This is a genomic window from Variovorax sp. SG517 (assembly GCF_013376045.1).
GTDB lineage: Bacteria > Pseudomonadota > Gammaproteobacteria > Burkholderiales > Burkholderiaceae_C > Variovorax.
Genome location: NZ_JABMJG010000003.1, coordinates 379,329 through 398,717 on the forward strand (window position 1 = coordinate 379,329; position 19,389 = coordinate 398,717).

Annotated in this window: 21 protein-coding genes and 1 other RNA gene; 13 read left to right on the top strand and 9 right to left on the bottom strand. The window is 66.0% G+C overall.

The window, feature by feature from the left end:
* Positions 1–385, top strand: a transfer-messenger RNA (tmRNA) gene (ssrA, locus tag FHT32_RS11120).
* 148 nt (positions 386–533) lie between these two features.
* Here the strand turns inward: ssrA and FHT32_RS11125 are convergent.
* Both FHT32_RS11125 and FHT32_RS11130 read right to left on the bottom strand, forming a co-directional pair.
* The gene (locus FHT32_RS11125; protein WP_256098960.1) at positions 534–668 is read right to left on the bottom strand and encodes a hypothetical protein; all 135 of its coding nucleotides are present in this window, start codon (positions 666–668) and stop codon (positions 534–536) included.
* Between the two features lie 81 nt (positions 669–749).
* Positions 750–1,025, bottom strand: coding sequence for a hypothetical protein (locus tag FHT32_RS11130; protein WP_176664680.1), 276 nt, complete (start codon positions 1,023–1,025; stop codon positions 750–752).
* A gap of 377 nt (positions 1,026–1,402) precedes the next feature.
* Between FHT32_RS11130 and FHT32_RS11135 the strand changes: the two genes are divergently transcribed.
* From FHT32_RS11135 to ntrC, 12 genes are all read left to right on the top strand, one after another.
* A complete protein-coding gene (locus FHT32_RS11135; RefSeq protein ID WP_176664681.1) occupies positions 1,403–2,998 on the top strand; it encodes a class I SAM-dependent methyltransferase in 1,596 nt (531 codons plus the stop codon).
* An 84-nt stretch (positions 2,999–3,082) separates the two neighbouring features.
* Positions 3,083–4,819 carry a gamma-glutamyltransferase gene (gene ggt / locus FHT32_RS11140; protein WP_176664682.1) on the top strand — a complete coding sequence of 579 codons (1,737 nt, stop codon included), beginning with the start codon at positions 3,083–3,085 and terminating at the stop codon, positions 4,817–4,819.
* Between the two features lie 61 nt (positions 4,820–4,880).
* Entirely contained in the window at positions 4,881–5,630 is a 750-nt protein-coding gene (locus FHT32_RS11145) for a pseudouridine synthase (RefSeq protein ID WP_176664683.1), read from the top strand.
* 101 nt (positions 5,631–5,731) lie between these two features.
* A complete protein-coding gene (locus FHT32_RS11150; RefSeq protein WP_176664684.1) occupies positions 5,732–6,736 on the top strand; it encodes a beta-propeller fold lactonase family protein in 1,005 nt (334 codons plus the stop codon).
* Positions 6,720–7,547, top strand: a complete 828-nt coding sequence (locus FHT32_RS11155; protein ID WP_176664685.1) for a polysaccharide deacetylase family protein — start codon at positions 6,720–6,722, stop codon at positions 7,545–7,547. Before FHT32_RS11150 ends, FHT32_RS11155 begins: the two co-directional genes overlap by 17 nt.
* 27 nt (positions 7,548–7,574) lie before the next feature.
* Positions 7,575–8,549, top strand: a complete 975-nt coding sequence (locus tag FHT32_RS11160; protein ID WP_176664686.1) for a sterol desaturase family protein — start codon at positions 7,575–7,577, stop codon at positions 8,547–8,549.
* Positions 8,550–8,599: 50 nt separating this feature from the next.
* Positions 8,600–9,490: an EI24 domain-containing protein gene (locus FHT32_RS11165; RefSeq protein ID WP_176664687.1), complete on the top strand. Its 891-nt coding sequence runs from the start codon at positions 8,600–8,602 to the stop codon at positions 9,488–9,490.
* Complete coding sequence (locus FHT32_RS11170; RefSeq protein WP_176664688.1) at positions 9,487–10,287, top strand: molybdopterin-binding protein; 801 nt, start codon at positions 9,487–9,489, stop codon at positions 10,285–10,287. The genes FHT32_RS11165 and FHT32_RS11170 overlap by 4 nt, the downstream gene beginning before the upstream one ends.
* Before the next feature lie 146 nt (positions 10,288–10,433).
* A complete protein-coding gene (gene glnA, locus FHT32_RS11175; RefSeq protein ID WP_176664689.1) occupies positions 10,434–11,849 on the top strand; it encodes a type I glutamate--ammonia ligase in 1,416 nt (471 codons plus the stop codon).
* 246 nt (positions 11,850–12,095) lie between these two features.
* A complete protein-coding gene (locus tag FHT32_RS11180) occupies positions 12,096–12,608 on the top strand; it encodes a hypothetical protein (protein WP_176664690.1) in 513 nt (170 codons plus the stop codon).
* Between the two features lie 6 nt (positions 12,609–12,614).
* A complete protein-coding gene (gene glnL, locus FHT32_RS11185) occupies positions 12,615–13,694 on the top strand; it encodes a nitrogen regulation protein NR(II) (protein WP_176664691.1) in 1,080 nt (359 codons plus the stop codon).
* Positions 13,695–13,721: 27 nt separating this feature from the next.
* Complete coding sequence (ntrC, locus tag FHT32_RS11190) at positions 13,722–15,266, top strand: nitrogen regulation protein NR(I) (protein WP_176664692.1); 1,545 nt, start codon at positions 13,722–13,724, stop codon at positions 15,264–15,266.
* 29 nt (positions 15,267–15,295) lie between these two features.
* Here the strand turns inward: ntrC and FHT32_RS11195 are convergent, their stop codons facing one another.
* From FHT32_RS11195 to FHT32_RS11225, 7 genes are all read right to left on the bottom strand, one after another.
* Positions 15,296–15,868 carry a hypothetical protein gene (locus FHT32_RS11195; protein ID WP_256098961.1) on the bottom strand — a complete coding sequence of 191 codons (573 nt, stop codon included), beginning with the start codon at positions 15,866–15,868 and terminating at the stop codon, positions 15,296–15,298.
* On the bottom strand, positions 15,831–16,616 hold the full coding sequence (gene xth, locus FHT32_RS11200) for an exodeoxyribonuclease III (RefSeq protein WP_176664694.1): 786 nt from the start codon (positions 16,614–16,616) through the stop codon (positions 15,831–15,833). Before xth ends, FHT32_RS11195 begins: the two co-directional genes overlap by 38 nt.
* 120 nt (positions 16,617–16,736) lie before the next feature.
* Positions 16,737–17,183 (bottom strand): low affinity iron permease family protein, encoded by a 447-nt coding sequence (locus FHT32_RS11205; RefSeq protein WP_176664695.1) that lies wholly within the window; start codon positions 17,181–17,183, stop codon positions 16,737–16,739.
* A gap of 160 nt (positions 17,184–17,343) precedes the next feature.
* The gene (locus FHT32_RS11210; RefSeq protein ID WP_176664696.1) at positions 17,344–17,952 is read right to left on the bottom strand and encodes a hemerythrin domain-containing protein; all 609 of its coding nucleotides are present in this window, start codon (positions 17,950–17,952) and stop codon (positions 17,344–17,346) included.
* A gap of 85 nt (positions 17,953–18,037) precedes the next feature.
* A complete protein-coding gene (locus FHT32_RS11215; protein ID WP_176664697.1) occupies positions 18,038–18,529 on the bottom strand; it encodes a hemerythrin domain-containing protein in 492 nt (163 codons plus the stop codon).
* A 235-nt stretch (positions 18,530–18,764) separates the two neighbouring features.
* Positions 18,765–19,022 (bottom strand): hypothetical protein, encoded by a 258-nt coding sequence (locus FHT32_RS11220; RefSeq protein ID WP_176664698.1) that lies wholly within the window; start codon positions 19,020–19,022, stop codon positions 18,765–18,767.
* The gene (locus FHT32_RS11225; RefSeq protein WP_176664699.1) at positions 19,019–19,192 is read right to left on the bottom strand and encodes a hypothetical protein; all 174 of its coding nucleotides are present in this window, start codon (positions 19,190–19,192) and stop codon (positions 19,019–19,021) included. Before FHT32_RS11225 ends, FHT32_RS11220 begins: the two co-directional genes overlap by 4 nt.
* Positions 19,193–19,389 lie beyond the last annotated feature (197 nt).

Consider the following 19,389-nt stretch of genomic DNA (forward strand, 5'->3'; position numbering starts at 1 on the left):
GGGGCTGCACTGGTTTCGACGTGGGTTCGGAGTCGCAGCGGGGCATGTCGAGCTGAATGCGCTCGTAAAACAGATTCAAACAAACTAACTGCAAACGACGAACGTTTCGCACTCGCTGCTTAATTGCCAGTGAGCCTTGCAACAGTTGGCCGATGGGCTGGGCAAGGGGGTCTGGAGCAATCCTGACCTCCCGGCTGCAAGGATAACTACATGGGCTGGCTCCGATCCGGGTACCTTGGGTCGGGGCGAGAAAATAGGGTGCTGGCGTCCGGTTTAGCGTGTGACTGCGCGACTCCGGAAGCGAGATTCAAAACAGATCACTAAACATGTAGAACTGCGCGATGAAGGCTTGCGGACGGGGGTTCAAATCCCCCCAGCTCCACCACACAACGTCCGAGGGCGTTCACTGAAGTCCGGTGAACGCCCTTTTTCATTGGGAAATCGCCAGTCCGCCTCCGCCAGTCGGGGAGCCCAGTGATTCCGACGGAGTCCACTCGCAGCCAACGCAGAGCCGGGGAACGCCCGGCTTCAACTCAGTAGCACTGGAACAGCACGCCTTGTTCCGCAGGAGCCCTGCCAAGCCAGCGCGGCGTCTTGTCGCGCGCATCGCAATAGTCGGAGGCCTGGACATAGGTCGTGGCGCGCAGCACGCCTTCGCGGACTTGCATCACTTCGTTGGGTGGGGTCGAACAGCCGGCCAGGACCAGGAGAGCAAGCGGAAGCAGTGTGCGCCAAATCATCGGGGCATTCTAAGACTGCGGATCGCTGGAGCTGCGCCCACGCTCGGGGTAGAGATACTTGAAGTACTCGCCTGACCGCCCGAACAATTGCCGCGCCAGCTGGACCGGGTCTTCGCCCTTGTGCTTCTCGTAGAGCACGGGTCCCCAGATGATGAAGCCGTCGATGCTGAGGCTCTTGGGGGAGGGCTCGATCGCCTTCCAGGCATGCGCGAACTTGGAGATCCAGGCCAGCGCATCCTTGAGCGCATGATTGGGTGGGGCGGTTGTTTCTTCGGTTGGGGACATGGCGGGCATCCTTGCTGAAAAGACTGTACAAATATACAGTAAACTATGCCCATGGAAAACACGCCGTTCGCAAACGCGCCCCCGCGGCTCGATGACTGTCCGGCCTGTCCATCCGGTTTTCTGATTTCTCCTTGACGGGTAAACCGTCCCCCGCTGGTCAACCTGTGCGGGGGCCTTGATGCATTGCCAAGCAGATAGGCTTTTCAAGCCCAGCCTCGTGCTGGGCTTTTTTTATGCATGCGGTGTCCGTGGTGCCGCCCCGTGCAGCCGCGCTTCTTTTTGCCTGGGGGCAAGGCTATAGTCGGCGGGCACTGTCACATTGCAGTCACTGCAATCTCCCGCTCTTGCCGCCTGCCCAGATCCCGAAAAGGACGCCCGTGCCGGATTCCCTGACCTCCGAGTTGACGAATTACTACGACGCGGTGCCCTACGACTCGCATCCGTTCCCTCAGTCGGCGATGGAGCACCTGGAAGCGCTGGCTTTTCTCTTCGGTCTCGACGTTCCTCCTCCCGCAACAGCCAGTGTGCTGGAACTCGGCTGCGCGGCCGGCGGCAACCTGATTCCCTTTGCGGCACGGCATCCCGAGGCGCGCGCGATCGGCGTCGACCTGTCGACGGTGCAGGTGGCCCAGGGCATGGCGGCCATCGGGCGCGCCGGCCTGTCGAACATCGAGCTCAAGGCTTTCAATCTCGCCGACATCGATGCCTCGTTCGGCGAGTTCGACTACATCGTGTGCCACGGCGTCTACAGCTGGGTGCCGGGGCCGGTACAGGACGCGATCCTGCGCATCTGCCGCGAGAACCTCGCGCCGAACGGCGTGGCCTACGTGAGCTACAACGTGTACCCCGGCTGGAAGGCGCGCGAGATCGTGCGCGACGCGATGATCCTGCGCGGCGGCCCGCGCGACACGCCGGAAGAAAAGCTCTCCTATGCGCGCGGCATGCTCGACTTCCTCGAGCAGTCGGCCCGCGCCGACAGCGTGCTCAAGAAGACGCTCGAAGAGGCGATGCCCATCGTGCGCAGCGCCAACAGTTCGTACCTGCTGCACGAGTTCCTCGAGCCCTGCAATGCGCCTTGCTACTTCAAGGAATTCGTCGCGCGCGCCGAGGCTCGTGGCCTGGCCTACCTGTGCGATGCCGAACCGTCGACGATGTTCGTGCAGAACTACGGCGACAAGGTGCGCGATCCGCTGCTGCGCGAATGCGGCGGCAGCCAGGTGATGATGGAGCAGTACCTCGATTTCCTGGTCAACCGCACCTTTCGCCAGACCCTGCTCGTCAGGCAGCCGCTGGCCGGGAGCATCCGCTACAAGCTCGACCCCGCGCGCATCCGCCAGCTCGAATTCGCCGGCATGTTCAAGACCGACGATGGCGCCGCGTTCACGCTCGATGCCCGCGAGCAGCCCTGCACCGCGATCCGGAACCTGAAGGTCACGATGCGCCTGCCCGTGCAGAAGGCCGTGGCGCACCTGCTCGACACCCGCTATCCCGCCTCGATGTCCGTATCGGCCCTCGTCGAGGCCGCCGCCGGGCTGGCGGGGCAGCCGCTCGCGGCCGCCGAACCGGTCGTGATGGGGATGGTTGAGGAACTGCTGATCCTCGGCGCCTTGCGCATCAGGCGCTCGCCGGTGCCTGCGGCCGTTGCGGTTTCCGGCCTGCCTCGGGCGCTGCCCGCGGTGCGCAACACGGTGGGCCTGGTGCAGGGTTCCGCCGCCACCGTCAGCACCTGCAACCAGTGGCACGAGCACGTGACGGTGTCGCTGCTCGAGCGAAGCCTGCTGCCGCTGCTCGATGGAAGGCACTCGCACGAGGCACTGGCCGAGCACCTCGAGGCCGAAGTGCGCAGCGACCGCCTGCGCTTCGTCAAGGACGACAAGCCGCTGACCGAGCCGTCGGCGATCAGGGAATTCGCTCGCGGGCAGGTGGCCCTGGCGCTCGACGCCCTGCGTCGCAAGGCACTGCTCACGGCTTGAACCGCGGTCGCCTGTCGGTCCTTCTTCCATTCATTCGTTCGTCCGCTCACCTTCACTTCATCACGCTCTAGAGGAGACTCTTATATGCAACAAATCCACTGGACTCCCAAGCTGCGCACCGCCGTCGCGGCCGTGCTCGCGCTGGCGGCCGCCGGCGCGTCGACCGCGGCGTCGGTGGCGCCCGTCGCCGCCGAGAACGGCATGGTCGTGAGCGCCCAGCACCTGGCCACCAAGGTGGGCGTCGACGTGCTCAAGCGCGGCGGCAATGCGGTCGACGCGGCGGTGGCCGTGGGCTATGCGCTCGCGGTGGTCTACCCTGCGGCGGGCAACCTCGGCGGCGGCGGCTTCATGACCGTGCAGCTGGCCGATGGCCGCAAGACCTTCCTCGACTTCCGCGAGAAGGCGCCGCTGGCCGCCACGGCCAACATGTACCTCGACAAGGACGGCAACGTCATCAAGGGCCTGAGCACCAAGGGCCACCTCGCCGTGGGCGTGCCGGGCAGCGTCTCGGGCATGGAGTACGCGCGCGAGAAGTACGGCACCATGAAGCGCGGCGACCTGCTCGCCCCCTCGATCCAGCTGGCGGAGAAGGGCTTCGCGCTGCAGCAGGGCGACGTCGACTTGCTCGGCACCGCCACGGCCGACTTCAAGGAAGACCCGGCCACGGCGGCCATCTTCCTGAACAAGGGCGAGCCCTACAAGGTGGGCGACAAGCTGGTGCAGAAGGACCTGGCCAAGACGCTGCGCGAGATCAGCGCCAAGGGCACCGACGGCTTCTACAAGGGCTGGGTCGGCAGCGCCCTCGTGGCCTCCAGCCAGGCCGGCAAGGGCCTGATCACGCAGGCCGACCTCGACCAGTACAAGACGCGCGAGATGGCGCCCGTGGAGTGCGACTACCGCGGCTACCGCGTGGTGTCGGCGCCGCCGCCGAGCTCGGGCGGCGTGATCATCTGCGAGATGCTCAACATCCTCGAGGGCTATCCGCTCAAGGACCTGGGCTACCGCTCGGCACAGGCCGTGCACTACCAGATCGAGGCCATGCGCCACGCCTACGTGGACCGCAACAGCTACCTGGGCGACCCCGACTTCGTGAAGAACCCGCTCGACCGGCTGCTCGACAAGGGCTACGCCGAGAAGATCCGCGCCGTCATCGACCCGAAGAAGGCCGGCGTCTCCAAGGACATCAAGCCCGGCGTCGCGCCGCATGAGGGCAGCAACACCACCCACTACTCGATCGCCGACAAGTGGGGCAACGCGGTCTCGGTGACCTACACGCTGAACGACTGGTTCGGCGCCAAGGTCACGGCCGCCAAGACCGGCGTGCTGCTGAACGACGAGATGGACGACTTCACCTCGAAGGTGGGCGTGCCCAACCTCTACGGCCTGGTGCAGGGCGAGGCCAACAAGATCGAACCGGGCAAGCGCCCGCTGAGCTCGATGAGCCCGACCATCGTGTCCAAGGACGGCAAGCCGGTGATGGTGGTCGGCACGCCGGGCGGCAGCCGCATCATCACCGCGGTGATGCTGACCATGATCAACGCGATCGACTACGGCATGAACGTGCAGGAAGCCGTCGACGCGCCGCGCTTCCACCAGCAGTGGCTGCCCGACGTCACCAACGTCGAGACCTATGCGCTGAGCCCCGACACCCGCAAGATCCTGACCGACATGGGCCACAACCTGGGCGTGCCGCAGCCGGCCAACCACCTGGCGGCGATCATCGTCGGCGCGCCTTCGCTGGGCGGCAAGCCGGTGGGCAACAACCGCTTCTACGGCGCCAACGACCCGCGCCGCAACACGGGCCTGGCGGCAGGGTACTGATCCTGCGGCAAACTCGAAGGCGGTCGTGCCCCTGGCGGTGCGGCCGCTTTTTTCTTTTCCCATGCATCTGCAAGACATCCTCTATACCCAGGGCTTCGGCACGCGACGCGTGTGCGCGGGGCTGGTCCAGCAGGGCCACGTGCTCATCGGCGGCAAGGCGGTGGACGACCCGTTCGCCGACATCGACCCCGAAGGCCTTCAATACACGGTGCAGGGCACCCCGTGGGCGTACCACGAGAAGGCCTACCTGATGCTGCACAAGCCCGCTGGCACCGAGTGCTCGCAGAAGCCCTCGACCTATCCGAGCATCTACACGCTGCTGCCGTCGCCGCTGCGGCTGCGGCCCAACAAGGGCGCGGTGCAGGGCGTGCAGGCCATCGGCCGGCTCGACCAGGACACCACCGGCCTGCTGCTCCTGACCGACGACGGCCAGTTCATCCACAAGATGGGCTCGCCCAAGCACCACGTGCCCAAGGTCTACGAGGTGACGGCCAAGCACCCGGTGGACGAGGCGCAGATCGCGAAACTGCTGGCCGGCGTGGTGCTCGACGACGATCCGAAGCCGGTACGCGCCGCCGCCTGCGAATCCGACGGCCCGCTGCACCTGCGGCTGACGCTCACCGAGGGCAAGTACCACCAGGTCAAGCGCATGCTGGCCGCGGTCGGCAACCGGGTGGAGGGGCTGCACCGCTCGCGCATCGGCGACCTGGCGCTGCCCGCCGACCTCGCGCCCGGGCAGTGGCGCTGGCTGACGGCCGACGAGGTCGCGGGCCTGCGCGCCCCGGCCAAACCCGCCAAGGCCTTGAAATAGAAGGGAAAAACGCAGGGAAACGAGGGAAAAGGGCACGACTCCGGTCAGCCAGTCTTAAGGGCCGGCCGTTAACATTCCGAACTCTCTCCCGGAATCTTCCCTTGCGACTCCCTGCCCGACCGAACGGCCGCATCGCGGCTTTCCTGCTTGCCTGCATGACGGCCTTCGCGGCCCACACCGCCGCCGCAGCGCCGGAACCCCCTCCGATCTTCGTGCTCAACTCGCTGGACGCGAACGTTAGCGTGATCAATCCCGTCGACTGGACGGAAAAGCTGCGCATTCCCACCGGCAAGGAGCCGCACCACATCTACATGACGCCCGACGAAAAGTCGGTCATCGTGGCCAATTCGGCGGGCGACTCCCTGACCTTCCTGAACCCCCGCACGGCGGAAGTGCAGCGCGTGGTCTACGGCATCATCGATCCGTACCAGCTGCAGTTCTCGCGCGACATGAAGTGGTTCGTCACGGCCGGCAACCGGCTGAACCACGTCGACGTCTACCGCTGGGACGGCAAGGACCTGAAGCTGGCCAAGCGCATCGCCAGCGGCAAGACGCCCAGCCACATCTGGATCGACAACACCAGCACCATCGCCTACGTGACGATGCAGGACAGCGACGAGATGATCGCGGTCGACCTGCCCACCCAGACCATCAAGTGGCGCACCGCCACCGGCCCCATGCCGGCCGACATCTTCGGCGTGCACAACGACAAGACCCTGCTCGTGGGCCTCACCGGCAGCGATGGCGTGCAGGTGTTCGACGTGGCCGGCGCCGAGCCCAAGCTGGTCGGCAAGATTCCCACCGGCAAGGGCGCCCATGCCTTCCGCTCGGCCGGCGACGGCAAGACCGTGTTCGTGAGCAACCGCGTGGCCAACTCCATCAGCCGCATCGACCTGACGACGCTGAAGGTGGTCGCGACCTACCCGGTGCCCGGCGGCCCCGACTGCATGGACGTCTCGGCCGACGGCAAGACGCTCTACGTGACCTCGCGCTGGGCCAAGAAGCTCAGCGTGGTCGACCTGGCCAGCAACAAGGTCGTGCGCCAGGTCAACGTCGGCCGCTCGCCGCACGGCGTGTGGACGCTGGATCATGCGAAGCGCATCTAGGCGCGCCGGCATTGCCGCCGCCGCTGCCGCCTCCATGCTCGCCCTGGCGGCGGCGCTGTCGCCAACCGCCTGGGCGGCGCAGGAGCCGGCCGCCTGCGAGAAGCCCGTCTACCTGACCTTCGACACCGGCCACATGGGCATCGCGCCCCTGGTGGCAGACGTGCTCAAGCGGCAGGACGTGCGCGTCACCTTCTTCGCCGCCGCCGAACGCACCCAGACCGACGGCGACAGCCTGGACGACCATTGGGCGCCCTGGTGGAAGGCGAGGGCGGCCGAAGGCAACGAATTCGGCTCCCACACCTATGACCACGCCTATTGGCGCGGCGACGTGAAGGGCACACCGCCCAGCTTCCGCATCAAACCCTCGGCCGGCCCCCAGAACGGCAAGGAGTCGACCTGGAGCGCGGCCGAGTACTGCGCCAATATCAAGAAGGCTTCCGACCGGCTGGCGGCGGTCACCGGCAAGAAGCCGCTGCCGCTGTACCGCGCGCCGGGCGGCAAGACCTCGCCCGCGCTGCTGGCGGCGGCCGAAGGCTGCGGCTACAAGTACGTGGGATGGGCGCCGGCGGGCTTCCTCGGCGACGAACTGCCGAGCGAGAAATTCAGCAACGCGAAGCTGCTGACGCAGGCGCTGGACACCATCCGCCCCGGCGACATCCTGCTCGCGCACCTGGGCATCTGGTCGCGCAAGGACCCGTGGGCGCCCGCCAACCTCGAGCCGCTGATCGTCGGACTGAAGGCCAAGGGCTTCTGCTTCCGCACGCTGCGCCAGCATCCCGACTTCAAGGCCTGGATCGCCTCCCACCCCTGAACGACTGAACGACGAGTTTTCCTGATCGTGATCGACTGGCTGACAGACGCCTTTTCCGCCTTGCAGGGCTGGTTCTTCGAAACCGCCGTGCAGCCGCTCGTCTACGCCGTGGGCCTGGGCGGCTGGACCGAGGACGCCTTCGACGCCACCGGCTGGCTGCTGGTGGGCGTCATCCAGATCCTGGTGCTGATCGCGGTGATCGGCCCGCTGCAGCGCTGGCGCTCGGTGGAGCCGGTGGTCGACCGCCACGCGATCCGCATCGACGTGCTCTACACGCTCATCCACCGGCTGGGGCTGTTCCGGCTGGCGATCTTCTTCACGCTGCAGCCCTTCTTCGACGACGCCATGGGCGCGCTGAGAACAGCGGGGTGGGGCACCTTCCACCTCGACGAGGTCTGGCCCGGCGTCACGGACATCCCGTGGGTGGCCTTCGCCATCTACCTGGTGGTGCTCGATTTCGTGGGCTACTGGATCCACCGCGGCCAGCACCAGTTCAACTGGTGGTGGGGCCTGCATTCGCTACATCACTCGCAGCGCCAGATGACCATGTGGAGCGACGACCGCAACCACCTGCTCGACGACATCGTCCACGACACGCTGATCGTCATCGTGGCGCAGCTCATCGGTGTGGCGCCGGGGCAGTTCATCGCCTTCGTCGCCTTCACCCAGCTCAGCGAGAGCCTGCAGCACGCCAACCTGCGGCTGAGCTTCGGCGCCATCGGCGAGCGGCTGTGGATCAGCCCGCGCTTTCACCGGCTGCACCACAGCATCGGGCTGGGCCACGAATCGAACGGCCGCAGCACGCTCGGCGGCCACAACTTCGGCGTGCTGCTGCCCTGGTGGGACATGCTCTTTCGCACCGCCAACTTCGAGGACCGCTACGACCCGACCGGCATCCGCGACCAGGTCGAGCCCGGCGCCGACGGCCGCGTGCGCGAGTACGGCCGGGGCTTCTGGGCCCAGCAGTGGCTCGGGCTGAAGCGGATGGTCGGCCGCGGCTGAGGGGCTACGGGCCCTGGACGGCCCGCCCGAGGCGTTATCCTCGCTGCTTCATGCGCCTGCTCCTCGACTCCTTCTGGCGCGCGGTCGCCTACTGCATGCTGCCGCGCGTGATCGTGCTGTCGCTGCTCCCGCTGGCGCTGATGATCGTGCTGGCCTCGGTGCTGGGCTACTTCTACTGGGATGCGGCCGTGGTCTGGACGCGCGGCGCGCTGGACGCCTGGCCGCTGCTGTCGAGCTTCTGGTCCTGGCTCGGCCGGCTTTTCTCCGGCGACGTCACTTCCGTGCTGGCCTCGCTGGTCGTGGTGTTCGCGGCCACGCCGGTGATCGTGGTGGTCTGCCTGCTGATCGTCGCCGGATTCATGGCGCCCGCGCTCACCAAGCTGGTGGGCGAGCGGCGCTTTCCGGGGCTCGAGCAGAAGAAGGGCGCCTCCTTCTTCGGCAGCGTGGCGCGCTCGCTGGGCGCCACCATCCTGGCGGTGATCGCGCTGGTCGTGTCGATGCCGCTGTGGCTCATTCCGCCGCTGGTGCTGATATTGCCGCCGCTGATCTGGGGCTGGCTCACCTACCGCGTGATGAGCTTCGACGCACTCGCCGAGCACGCCAGTCCCGAGGAGCGCGCCGCCCTCATCCGCGCGCACCGGGTGCCGCTGCTTTGCATCGGCGTGCTGTGCGGCTACCTGGGCGCCGCGCCCAGCATCGTCTGGGCCTCGGGCCTGCTGTTCGCCGCCGCTTTCTTCGTGCTGGTGCCGATCGCGATCTGGATCTACACGCTGGTTTTCGCCTTCTCGGCTGTGTGGTTCGCTCACTACTGCCTCGATGCGCTTGCGCAGCTTCGCGCCCAGCGCGCGGCGGCCGAGGCAGCGGCTGCCGGCGGCGGCATGCCGGCCATCGAGGCCGACGAAGCCAGCAAGGCCGCTCTTTCCCAATGGGGTTCTCCATGACACGCGCATTCGGTCTCATCGTCGTCGGCGACGAGATTCTTTCCGGCAAGCGTGCCGACAAGCACATGGCCAAGGTCATCGAACTGCTTGCCGCACGCGGCCTTCAACTGAGCTGGGCCGAGTACGTGGGCGACGAGCCCGATCGCATCACGGCGGCGCTGCAGCGCGCCTTCGCCTCGGGCGACATCGTCTTCTCGACCGGCGGCATCGGCGCCACGCCCGACGATCACACCCGCCAGTGCGCCGCCAGGGCGCTTGGCGTGCCGCTGGCGCTGCACCCCGAGGCCGAGCTGCTGATCCGCGAGCGCATGCAGGACACCGCGCGCGAGCAGGGCCTGCCCTACGAGCCCGACCGGGCCGACAACGTGCACCGGCTCAACATGGGCGTGTTTCCGCAGGGGGCCACGCTCATCTACAACCCGTACAACAAGATCCCGGGCTTCAGCGTGGGCGACGTCCACTTCGTGCCCGGTTTCCCCGTCATGGCCTGGCCCATGATCGAATCCGTGCTCGACGGCCGCTACGCCGGGCTGTTCGCCACCAAGGCCGTCGCCGAGAAATCCGTGATCGTTTTCGGTGCCATGGAGGCCACGCTGACGCCGCTCATGGAGGCGATCGAGGCCAATCACGCCGGCATCAAGGTGTTCAGCCTGCCCAGTGTCGACCATCCGACTTACGGCCGGCACATCGAACTGGGCGTCAAGGGCGATGCCGAGCGGCTCGATGCCGCCTATGCCCAGTTGATCGAAGGCCTGCACACTTTTGACGCCAAGCTTGGCCCCGAATTGGTGCGATAAAAATCAATGCACCAAAATAGTGAGTTTCCGCCTTCATTTGGGTTCTGAGGCGGTCATCGAAGCCTCATCCGGTGAGGCGACAATGGCACAGAAACTGCATCCCACGTCCCTGTATTCCTAACCACCATCCAACTCAGGAGAAACTGATGGCAAAGACCGTCGCCGATGTACTCAAGCTCGTCAAGGAAAACGAGGTCAAGTTCGTCGACTTCCGCTTCACCGATACCCGCGGCAAAGAGCAGCACGTGACCGTGCCGGTCTCGGCTTTCGACGAAGACAAATTCACCTCGGGCCACGCATTCGACGGCTCGTCCATCGCCGGCTGGAAGGGGATCGAAGCTTCGGACATGCAGCTCATGCCCGACCCGAACACCGCCAACATCGACCCGTTCTTCGAAGAAACGACGCTGATCCTGACCTGCGACGTGATCGACCCCGCCGACGGCAAGGCCTACGAGCGCGATCCGCGTTCGCTCGCCAAGCGCGCCGAAGCCTACATGAAGGCATCGGGCCTGGGCGACACCGCCTACTTCGGTCCGGAACCCGAATTCTTCGTGTTCGACGGCGTGCGCTGGAAGAACGACATGTCGGGCTGCTTCGTGAAGATCGAATCCGAAGAAGCCTCGTGGAACACCGACAAGGAATACGAGCACGGCAACACCGGCCATCGTCCGGCAGTCAAGGGCGGCTACTTCCCGGTTCCCCCGGTCGACAGCTTCCAGGACATGCGTTCGGAAATGTGCCTGGTGCTCGAATCGCTCGGCATCCCGGTCGAAGTGCATCACCATGAAGTGGCGAACGCCGGCCAGATGGAACTCGGCACCAAGTTCAGCACGCTCGTGCAGCGCGCCGACTGGGTCCAGCTGCAGAAGTACGTGATCCACAACGTGGCCCACGCCTACGGCAAGACCGCCACCTTCATGCCCAAGCCCATCGTCGGCGACAACGGCTCCGGCATGCACGTGCACCAGTCGGTCTGGAAGGACGGCAAGAACCTGTTCGCCGGCGACGGCTACGCAGGCCTGTCGGACTTCGCCCTGCACTACATCGGCGGCATCATCAAGCACGCACGTGCCCTGAACGCCATCACGAACCCCGGCACCAACAGCTACAAGCGCCTGGTGCCCGGCTTCGAAGCCCCGGTGAAGCTGGCCTACTCGGCCAAGAACCGCTCGGCCTCGATCCGCATCCCGTTCGTGGCCAACCCGAAGGGCCGCCGCGTCGAAGCGCGCTTCCCCGATCCGCTGATGAACCCGTACCTGGGCTTCGCCGCGCTGCTGATGGCCGGCCTGGACGGCGTGGAAAACAAGATCCATCCGGGCGAAGCCGCCAGCAAGGACCTGTACCACCTGCCGCCGGAAGAAGACGCGCTGATCCCGACCGTCTGCCACAGCCTCGACCAGGCCCTGGAATACCTGGACAAGGACCGTGCGTTCCTGACCAAGGGCGGCGTGTTCACCGATGCCTACATCGACGCGTACATCGAACTGAAGATGCAGGAAGTCACGCGCTTCCGCATGGCGACCCATCCGGTCGAGTTCGACATGTACTACTCGTTGTAATTGGCTCGCCCCCCAGGCTTCGCGCACTTCGTGTCGCTTCGCCAGCCCCCTACCGGGGGGCGATACCTGCGACCCGGCAGAGCCGGTTCCGCGGTATCTCCCGGGAAGAGGTTTTTGGGGCTTGTAGGCCTGATGGGTTACGAAGGACGGCTGGGCCGTCCTTTTTCTTTGGGATGGAACATCTGGTCACTTTTGCCGTCGAATTGCACGAAAATGCCCCTTTGTCGCCGCTTCCCACCGATACACATGAAGACAGCTTCCCTCATCTTTCTGGCCGGTTCACTGATCGCGCTGCCGGCGCTCGCGCAGGAGCGTGTCTGGCGTTGCGGCAACGAGTACACGAACAATTCCACCGTCGCGCAGCAGAAGGGCTGCAAGATCATGGAAGGCGGCAACGTCACGGTCGTGCAGGGCACGCGGGCGTCGGGTGGCGGTTCCGCTTCTTCCCCGTCGGGCGGTTCGTCCGCCGCGCGTTCGCCGGCGGGCAGTCCGAGGGTGGAAGGCGTTGACCAGCGTGCCCGCGACGGCGAGGCGCGATCGGTGCTCGAGGCCGAGCTCAAGAAGGCCGAGGCGCGCCAGGCCGAGCTGCAGAAGGAATACAACAACGGCGAGCCCGAGAAGCAGGGCAGCGAAGGCCGCAACTACCAGAAGTACTTGGACCGCGTCGCCGAGATGAAGGCCGAGCTGGCGCGCAACGAGAGCGACATCGCCGGCATCCGCCGCGAGATCGCCCGGCTGCCGGCCAAGCAGCCCCAGTAAGACGCCATGGTGTTCGGTAAGAAGGCGGCCGGCGCCAATTCGCGCTTTCAGTCCTTCGACCTGCTGTCCACGATGATCGCCGTGGTCAACAGCAACGGCTCCGTGCTGTTCGCCAACGCAGGCCTCGAAGACGCACTGGGCACCTCGCGCCGCACGCTCGAGGGCTCGCAGTTCGGCGCATGTTTCCATGAGCCGCAGGTGCTGCGCACGGCCATCGACGGCGCCAGCAGCAACGACTTCGCCACGCTGCGCTACGAGGCGTTCCTGCGCCGCGTGAACCACGAGCTGATGCCGGTGCAGGTCACGCTCGCCCACGGCGAGAAGAAGGGCGAGCTCATCATCGAGATGTCGCCGCTCGAGCAGCAGGTGCGGCAGGACCGCGAGGAGCGGCTCATCGACCAGGCGCAGGCGAACAAGGAACTCATCCGCAACCTCGCGCACGAAATCAAGAACCCGCTGGGCGGCATCCGCGGCGCGGCGCAGCTGCTGCAGATGGAGGTCGAGTCGCGCGACCTCATCGAATACACCCAGGTCATCATCCACGAGGCCGACCGGCTTCAGACGCTAGTCGACCGTCTACTGGCACCGCACCGCCGCCCGCACGTGGTGGGCGACGTCAACATCCACGAAGTCTGCGAGCGCGTGCGCTCGGTCATCCTCGCGGAGTTTCCGCGCGACCTGCACATCGAGCGCGACTTCGACGTCTCCATTCCCGAGTTCCGCGGCGACCGCGAGCAGCTCATCCAGGCCACGCTGAACATCGCGCACAACGCGGCGCAGGCGCTGGCCGAGCGCCGCGCGGCGGGCGACGCGCAGATCACTTTCAAGACGCGGGTGGCCCGTCAGGTGATCTTCAACAAGCAGTGGTATCGACTGGCACTGGAATTGCATGTAATCGACAATGGACCGGGTGTGCCGGACACGATCAAGGACCGCATCTTCTATCCGCTCGTATCGGGCAGGGAAGGCGGGACAGGGCTGGGATTGACGCTCGCACAAACTTTTGTGCAACAGCATCACGGCGTGATCGAGTGCGACAGCGTCCCGGGCCGAACCGATTTCAAGATATTGATACCGCTGCCCTAGCGCAGCCACCGGCAACAGAGGAGATGCATGAAGCCGATCTGGATAGTTGATGACGACCAATCGATTCGCTTCGTGCTCGAGAAGGCTCTGCTGCGCGAAGACCTGCCCACGCGCAGTTTCACCAACACGCGCGAGGTGCTCGCAGCACTCGAACAGGCCGCCGACGACGACCAACTCGCACCTCAGGTCCTGGTGAGCGACATCCGCATGCCCGGCGGTTCCGGACTCGACCTGCTCGACAAGATCAAGGCCATGCACCCGGGCCTGCCCGTCATCATCATGACGGCGTTCTCCGACCTCGACAGCGCCGTCTCGGCCTTCCAGGGCGGTGCCTTCGAATACCTGCCCAAGCCCTTCGACCTGCCGCGCGCGGTCGAGCTCATCCGCCGCGCGGTCGACGAAAGCCAGCGCGAGGAAGTGGCCGAGGAGCGCATGGTCGCCGCGCCCGAGATGCTGGGCCAGGCGCCCGCCATGCAGGACGTGTTTCGCGCGATCGGCCGGCTTTCGCAGAGCAACGTCACGGTGCTCATCACCGGCGAGTCGGGTTCGGGCAAGGAGCTGGTGGCACGCGCGCTGCACAAGCACTCGCCGCGCGCCAATGGGCCCTTCGTGGCCATCAACACGGCCGCCATTCCGAAGGACCTGCTGGAAAGCGAACTCTTCGGCCATGAGCGCGGCGCCTTCACCGGTGCACAGACCATGCGCCGCGGCCGCTTCGAGCAGGCCGAGGGCGGCACGCTCTTCCTCGACGAAATCGGCGACATGCCCTTCGACCTGCAGACGCGCCTGCTGCGCGTGCTGAGCGACGGCCATTTCTACCGCGTGGGCGGCCACAACTCGGTGAAGGCCAACGTGCGCGTCATTGCGGCGACCCACCAGGACCTGGAGCAGCGCGTGAAGCTCGGCGGCTTCCGCGAAGACTTGTTCCACCGCCTCAACGTGATCCGCCTGCGTCTGCCGGCCCTGCGCGAGCGCGGCGAAGACGTGCCCGCACTCACCCGCCACTTCCTGCAGGTGAGCGCGCGCCAGCTCGGCGTGGAGCCCAAGCGCATCTCGGATGCCGCATTGGCGAAGCTCGCGGCATTCAATTTCCCCGGCAACGTGCGCCAGCTGGAGAACATTTGCCACTGGCTTACGGTGATGGCGCCGGCCCAGTTGATCGAGGCGAAGGACCTGCCGCCGGAGGTGATGGCGGGCGGCAGCGTCGCCGAGGCGCATGCGGTGTCGGAGGCGCCGGCCGCTGCGTCGGCCGTGACGGCACAGCCCGTGTCCTCGTTCCCGACGTCGGGTGGCGAATCGGTGGCGCCGGCGCATGCCGTTTCCGAGCCTGCCGAGACTCCTGCTCCCGCAACCGGCACCAGCAGCTGGGAAGGCGGCCTCGAGGCCGAAGCCCAGGCCCTGCTCGCGGCCGGCCGCACCGATGTGTGGGACGTGCTCTCGCGCCGCTTCGAGTCGAGGCTGATCCTCACCGCGCTGGCCAACACGCGAGGCCGCCGCATAGAGGCTGCCCAGAAGCTCGGCATCGGGCGCAACACCATCACCCGGAAGATCCAGGAACTCGGGATCGAATGAAAAAGGCCCTCTCCGGGCCTTTTTTCTTTTCAGCGGCTTCTCTGCCCCTGGGTCAGCGAATCGATCTGGAACTTGTCGCTCCTGTCCCAGAGCCAGGTGTCCACGTAGGTATGGCCGCCCAGCTTGCCCGGGTTGGGCAGGGGAGACGCGGCCTTGATCATCTCCGCGATCATCGGCGCCACCTCCGGCGCGTGGCTCGGCGTGCGGCTGAAGGTGACGTTGACCACCTTGCCCGTCGCGTCGATGTCGGTCTCGACCACCACCACGGCATACACCAGCGGCGGCAGCTTGCCCTTGTAGATGCGGCTTGCGTACTTGTTGTAGATGTGGCGCGCGCCGATCTTGCGGTAGGTGCGTACCGCGGGCGTCTGCGCGGTGATGAGCCTTACCGTCGGCACTTCGCGGCCGTCCGTCGCGGTCTCGCCGGCGGGTGTGGTCGCGGTGCCCTTGTCGCCTTCCTCAGCCTTGTCGGCGGGCTTCAGCAGCGAGCATGCCGCGAGCGACAGCGCGGCTGCTGCAATCGCCAGGCGGCGGCCGGTCCGAAGGAGCGTCGAGCGCATGGCGTCAGGCACCACGGTCGAGGTCGAGCACCACGGGCGCATGGTCGCTCGGCTTTTCCCACTTGCGCGGCACGCGGTCGATGACGCAGCCCTTCACGTGCGGCACCAGGGGCTCGCTCACCAGGATGTGGTCGATGCGCAGCCCGCGGTTCTTCTGGTAGCCCAGCATGCGGTAGTCCCACCACGAATAGCTCTTCTCGGGCTGCTCGAACATGCGGAAGCTGTCCTTCAGGCCCAGGTCGAGCAGCGCCTTGAAATGGTTGCGCTCCTCGGTCGTGTGGTGGATCGTTTCCTTCAGGCCCACGGGGTCGAAGCTGTCGCGGTCCTCGGGCGTGATGTTGAAGTCGCCCAGCAGCACGAGGTCGGGGTTGGCCACCAGCTCCTGGCGCAGCGCGTCGCGCAGCGCATCGAGCCACTTCATCTTGTATTCGAACTTGTCGGTGCCCGGCGCCTGCCCGTTCACGAAGTAGCCGTTGACCACGCGCAGCGGGCCCGAGGGCGTCTCCACCGTGGCCGCGATCACGCGCGACTGGTCGTCGCTGAAGCCGGTGATGTTCTTCACCACGTCGCGCACCGGCGCGAGGCTCAGGATCGCGACGCCGTTGTAGGTCTTCTGGCCGAACACCGCAGCCTCGTAGCCTGCCGACTTGAGCACGTCGAGCGGGAATTTGTCGTCCGTCATCTTGAGCTCCTGCAGGCACAGCACGTCGACCGGGTTGGCAATGAGCCAGTCGAGCACGTGCTGCAGGCGCGCGGTGAGGGAGTTGACGTTCCAGGTGGCGATTTTCATGGTTCGCTGTGCTTTGGCGATGGATGCAGAGCGGGGCAGCTTAGCAAAAGCCCGGGCAACCCTCGTAGCAGGAGGCAACCGGGCTGGCGGGCCGGCGTCGGCCAGGGCCCGCCTGGCCACTCAACCCTGGCCGGCCTCGGGTGCTTCATGCCTGCGGGCGGGCTGCTCGTGTCCGCGCCTGCGGCGTTCGGCGCGCGTGCGTTCGAGCGTGACGCGGCTTTTCCTGGCCGCGGCTTCGCATCTTTCATGCAGGATCGTCAATTCCTGGTCGGTGAGCTTCTCGATGCCGATGAATTCATCCTGCGCGTCGGACGAGCGGATGAGTTCGTCGAGCTTGGTCTGCAGCGCCACGCCGTCGCGGTTCTGGGTGTTCTGAATCAGGAACACCATGAGGAAGGTCACGATGGTGGTGCCGGTATTGATGAGGAGCTGCCAGGTTTCCGAGAAACCGAAGAACGGGCCGGCCACGGCCCATGCGATCACCAGGCTCACGCAGGCAAGGAAGGTGATGGGGCTCCCCGCGATATGCGCGATCCTGTTGGCGAAGCGGGCGAAGATCTGGTCCATTGGGTGAAGCTCTCCTGCCGTGGAGATTGGCCGAAGCCGCGGCGTCCGTGCGTCGGTCATCGCCGCGAGAAGCCTGCAGCAAAGCTTCGAAGATGCGTCAGCGCGAGCCGGGTGGAGGCCGTTCTCCATCGGCTTCGATCCAGCCGAGCTACCCGACCCCTCAAGCCGTCTCGCGGCGCTTGCGCGCCGGCAAGCCCAGAAGCCCTGTGCGCTGCGCCGCCAGCAGGCCCATGGCGCCGAGTCCGAGCAGCGTGAGCCCCAGGACGTTGCCCGATGCGGCCCGTCCCATGTCGAGCGCGATCTCTCCGCTGCGCGGGCCCACGAGCTGCAGGCGGCGCTTGGTCATGCGCATGCCCAGTTCGCCCAGCTGGTCGGCAAGAAGCCGCTCGGCTTCTGGGATGACGAGCGTTTCCTCGTCGGCCACGTGGTGCATCACGTCGCGCATCAGGTTCGCGACCGTCTCGTCGTAGTCGCGCGCCTCGGGCTCCATCTGCCGCAGCAGCTCGATCTGGCGCCGCATCTCCTGGTGCTCTTCCTGCGACTTGGCGATGAGTTCGTTCTGCGTGACCGCGCGCACCGCCGGATAGAAGATCTCTTCCTCGAGCTGCGCATGGACTTCGAGCGCGGTGCACATGGTGTTGACCAGGCCTTTCTTCACGCGCCTCGGCGCGCTGGCCTTGTACTGGTGGAAGGTGGAAAGCACGTGCGTGTGATCCAGCCGGATCATGTTCGTCGCGCTCGGGAAAAGTCGGGAAAGAAGTCCGGTCACGAGGGCCTCCAGAACGTCAGGGCAGCGTGAAGCTGGGTGAATGGACCCGAAGACGCGCGGCCGGCGTCTTCGGGCGCGGGCGAACTCAGGCCGTGGCGCCGAGTTCCTCCATCAGTTCCTCCTTGCGGGCGGCCAGCTGCTCGCGCATGGCGACCAAGTCCAGCCCCCGGGCGGCGCGCGCCTTCACGAAGATCTCGTTGCGCTCTTCCTTCACGTGGTGGTCGATGTACTCGCCCAGCACGATCACCTTGGCATCGAACTTGTCGTCGACCTCGGTGGCTTCCTGGATCTGCGCGATCAGGTCCTTGGCGCTCGCGTGCTCAACCTCGGCTTCGTCGAGCAGGTCCGTTTCCTTGATCGCCTCGCGCAGGGCCGGATAGAAGATCTCTTCCTCGATCTGCGCATGGACGGTGAGCTCCATGCAGATCTCGTTGGCGAGCTCGCGCTTCTTCTGCTGCGCCGAAGCGGCGCGCGAATGGGTGAGTTCCTCGTACTCCTTGAACATCTTCTTGACGTTGCGATGGTCGGCATCCAGAAGGCTGCAGGCATCGGGTTCGGCGCGTCGGGAAGTTGGCATCGTGGGCTCCGTTGGTTTGGGTTGATCTTGGGTTGATCGGGTTGTGGAATGCCGAACGTTGAAGCGGCGATCGGGGCACTCGCGTAGGAAAGCACCGTTTCCGCATAGCAGAGCGGGTGAGACGCGGCAGCGTGGCAACACTCCGAGGGCGGACGCATTCGACCGCGAGTACCGCGGGCGCCACACCGGCCCGCGATGGGCCGAGCCCGAGCTCACCGGCAAGCAGGCGCTGCCGTCACTGGCGCAGCAGGACTTCGGTGCCGTCCGCGGCCACCATGACGCCCGGCGAACTCTCGTCGACTTCGATGCGCACGCCCATGTGCTTCTCGGGCAGGGTGACCGTGCGGCCCTGGTTGCCGGTCATCCAGCCGAGGCACTTCAGGTATTCGTCGCGCAGCGCCGGCGACAGCACGAACTTTCGCGGATAGACGTTGTGGTGGGCTTTCCAGTGCTCGGAGAGCTTCTCGGTCATGGTGAGGTAGAGCGTTGTCATTTCCCCTGCGGCATCGAGGACTGATCTTGGTCGTCGTCGTGGCGCAACCCACGCGGGAAGCCGCGCTGGATCTCTTGCAGTTGCGCGCGCAAAACTATATCGGCGGCTCGACTGCGGCGCGAGCGGGTCCCGGCGAGCACCGGGCTCCAGATGTCGGATTCGTCCGACATCGGCAGGCCGCCGCCATGTCGTAAATTTCCGCTCCTGCGGTCTCCCGCAGGCTTGCTGTAAACCTCAGCCCGGCCCTTGCGGCCGGGCTTTTTTTCTTGTGGCCCGCACGCCTTGCGCATGAGCCCGGGTGTCGAAAAATTCCCTCTTGAAATCGGCGGCGCGCGGCCTATCTTCACCTCCGTCGGAAATTGGTCGA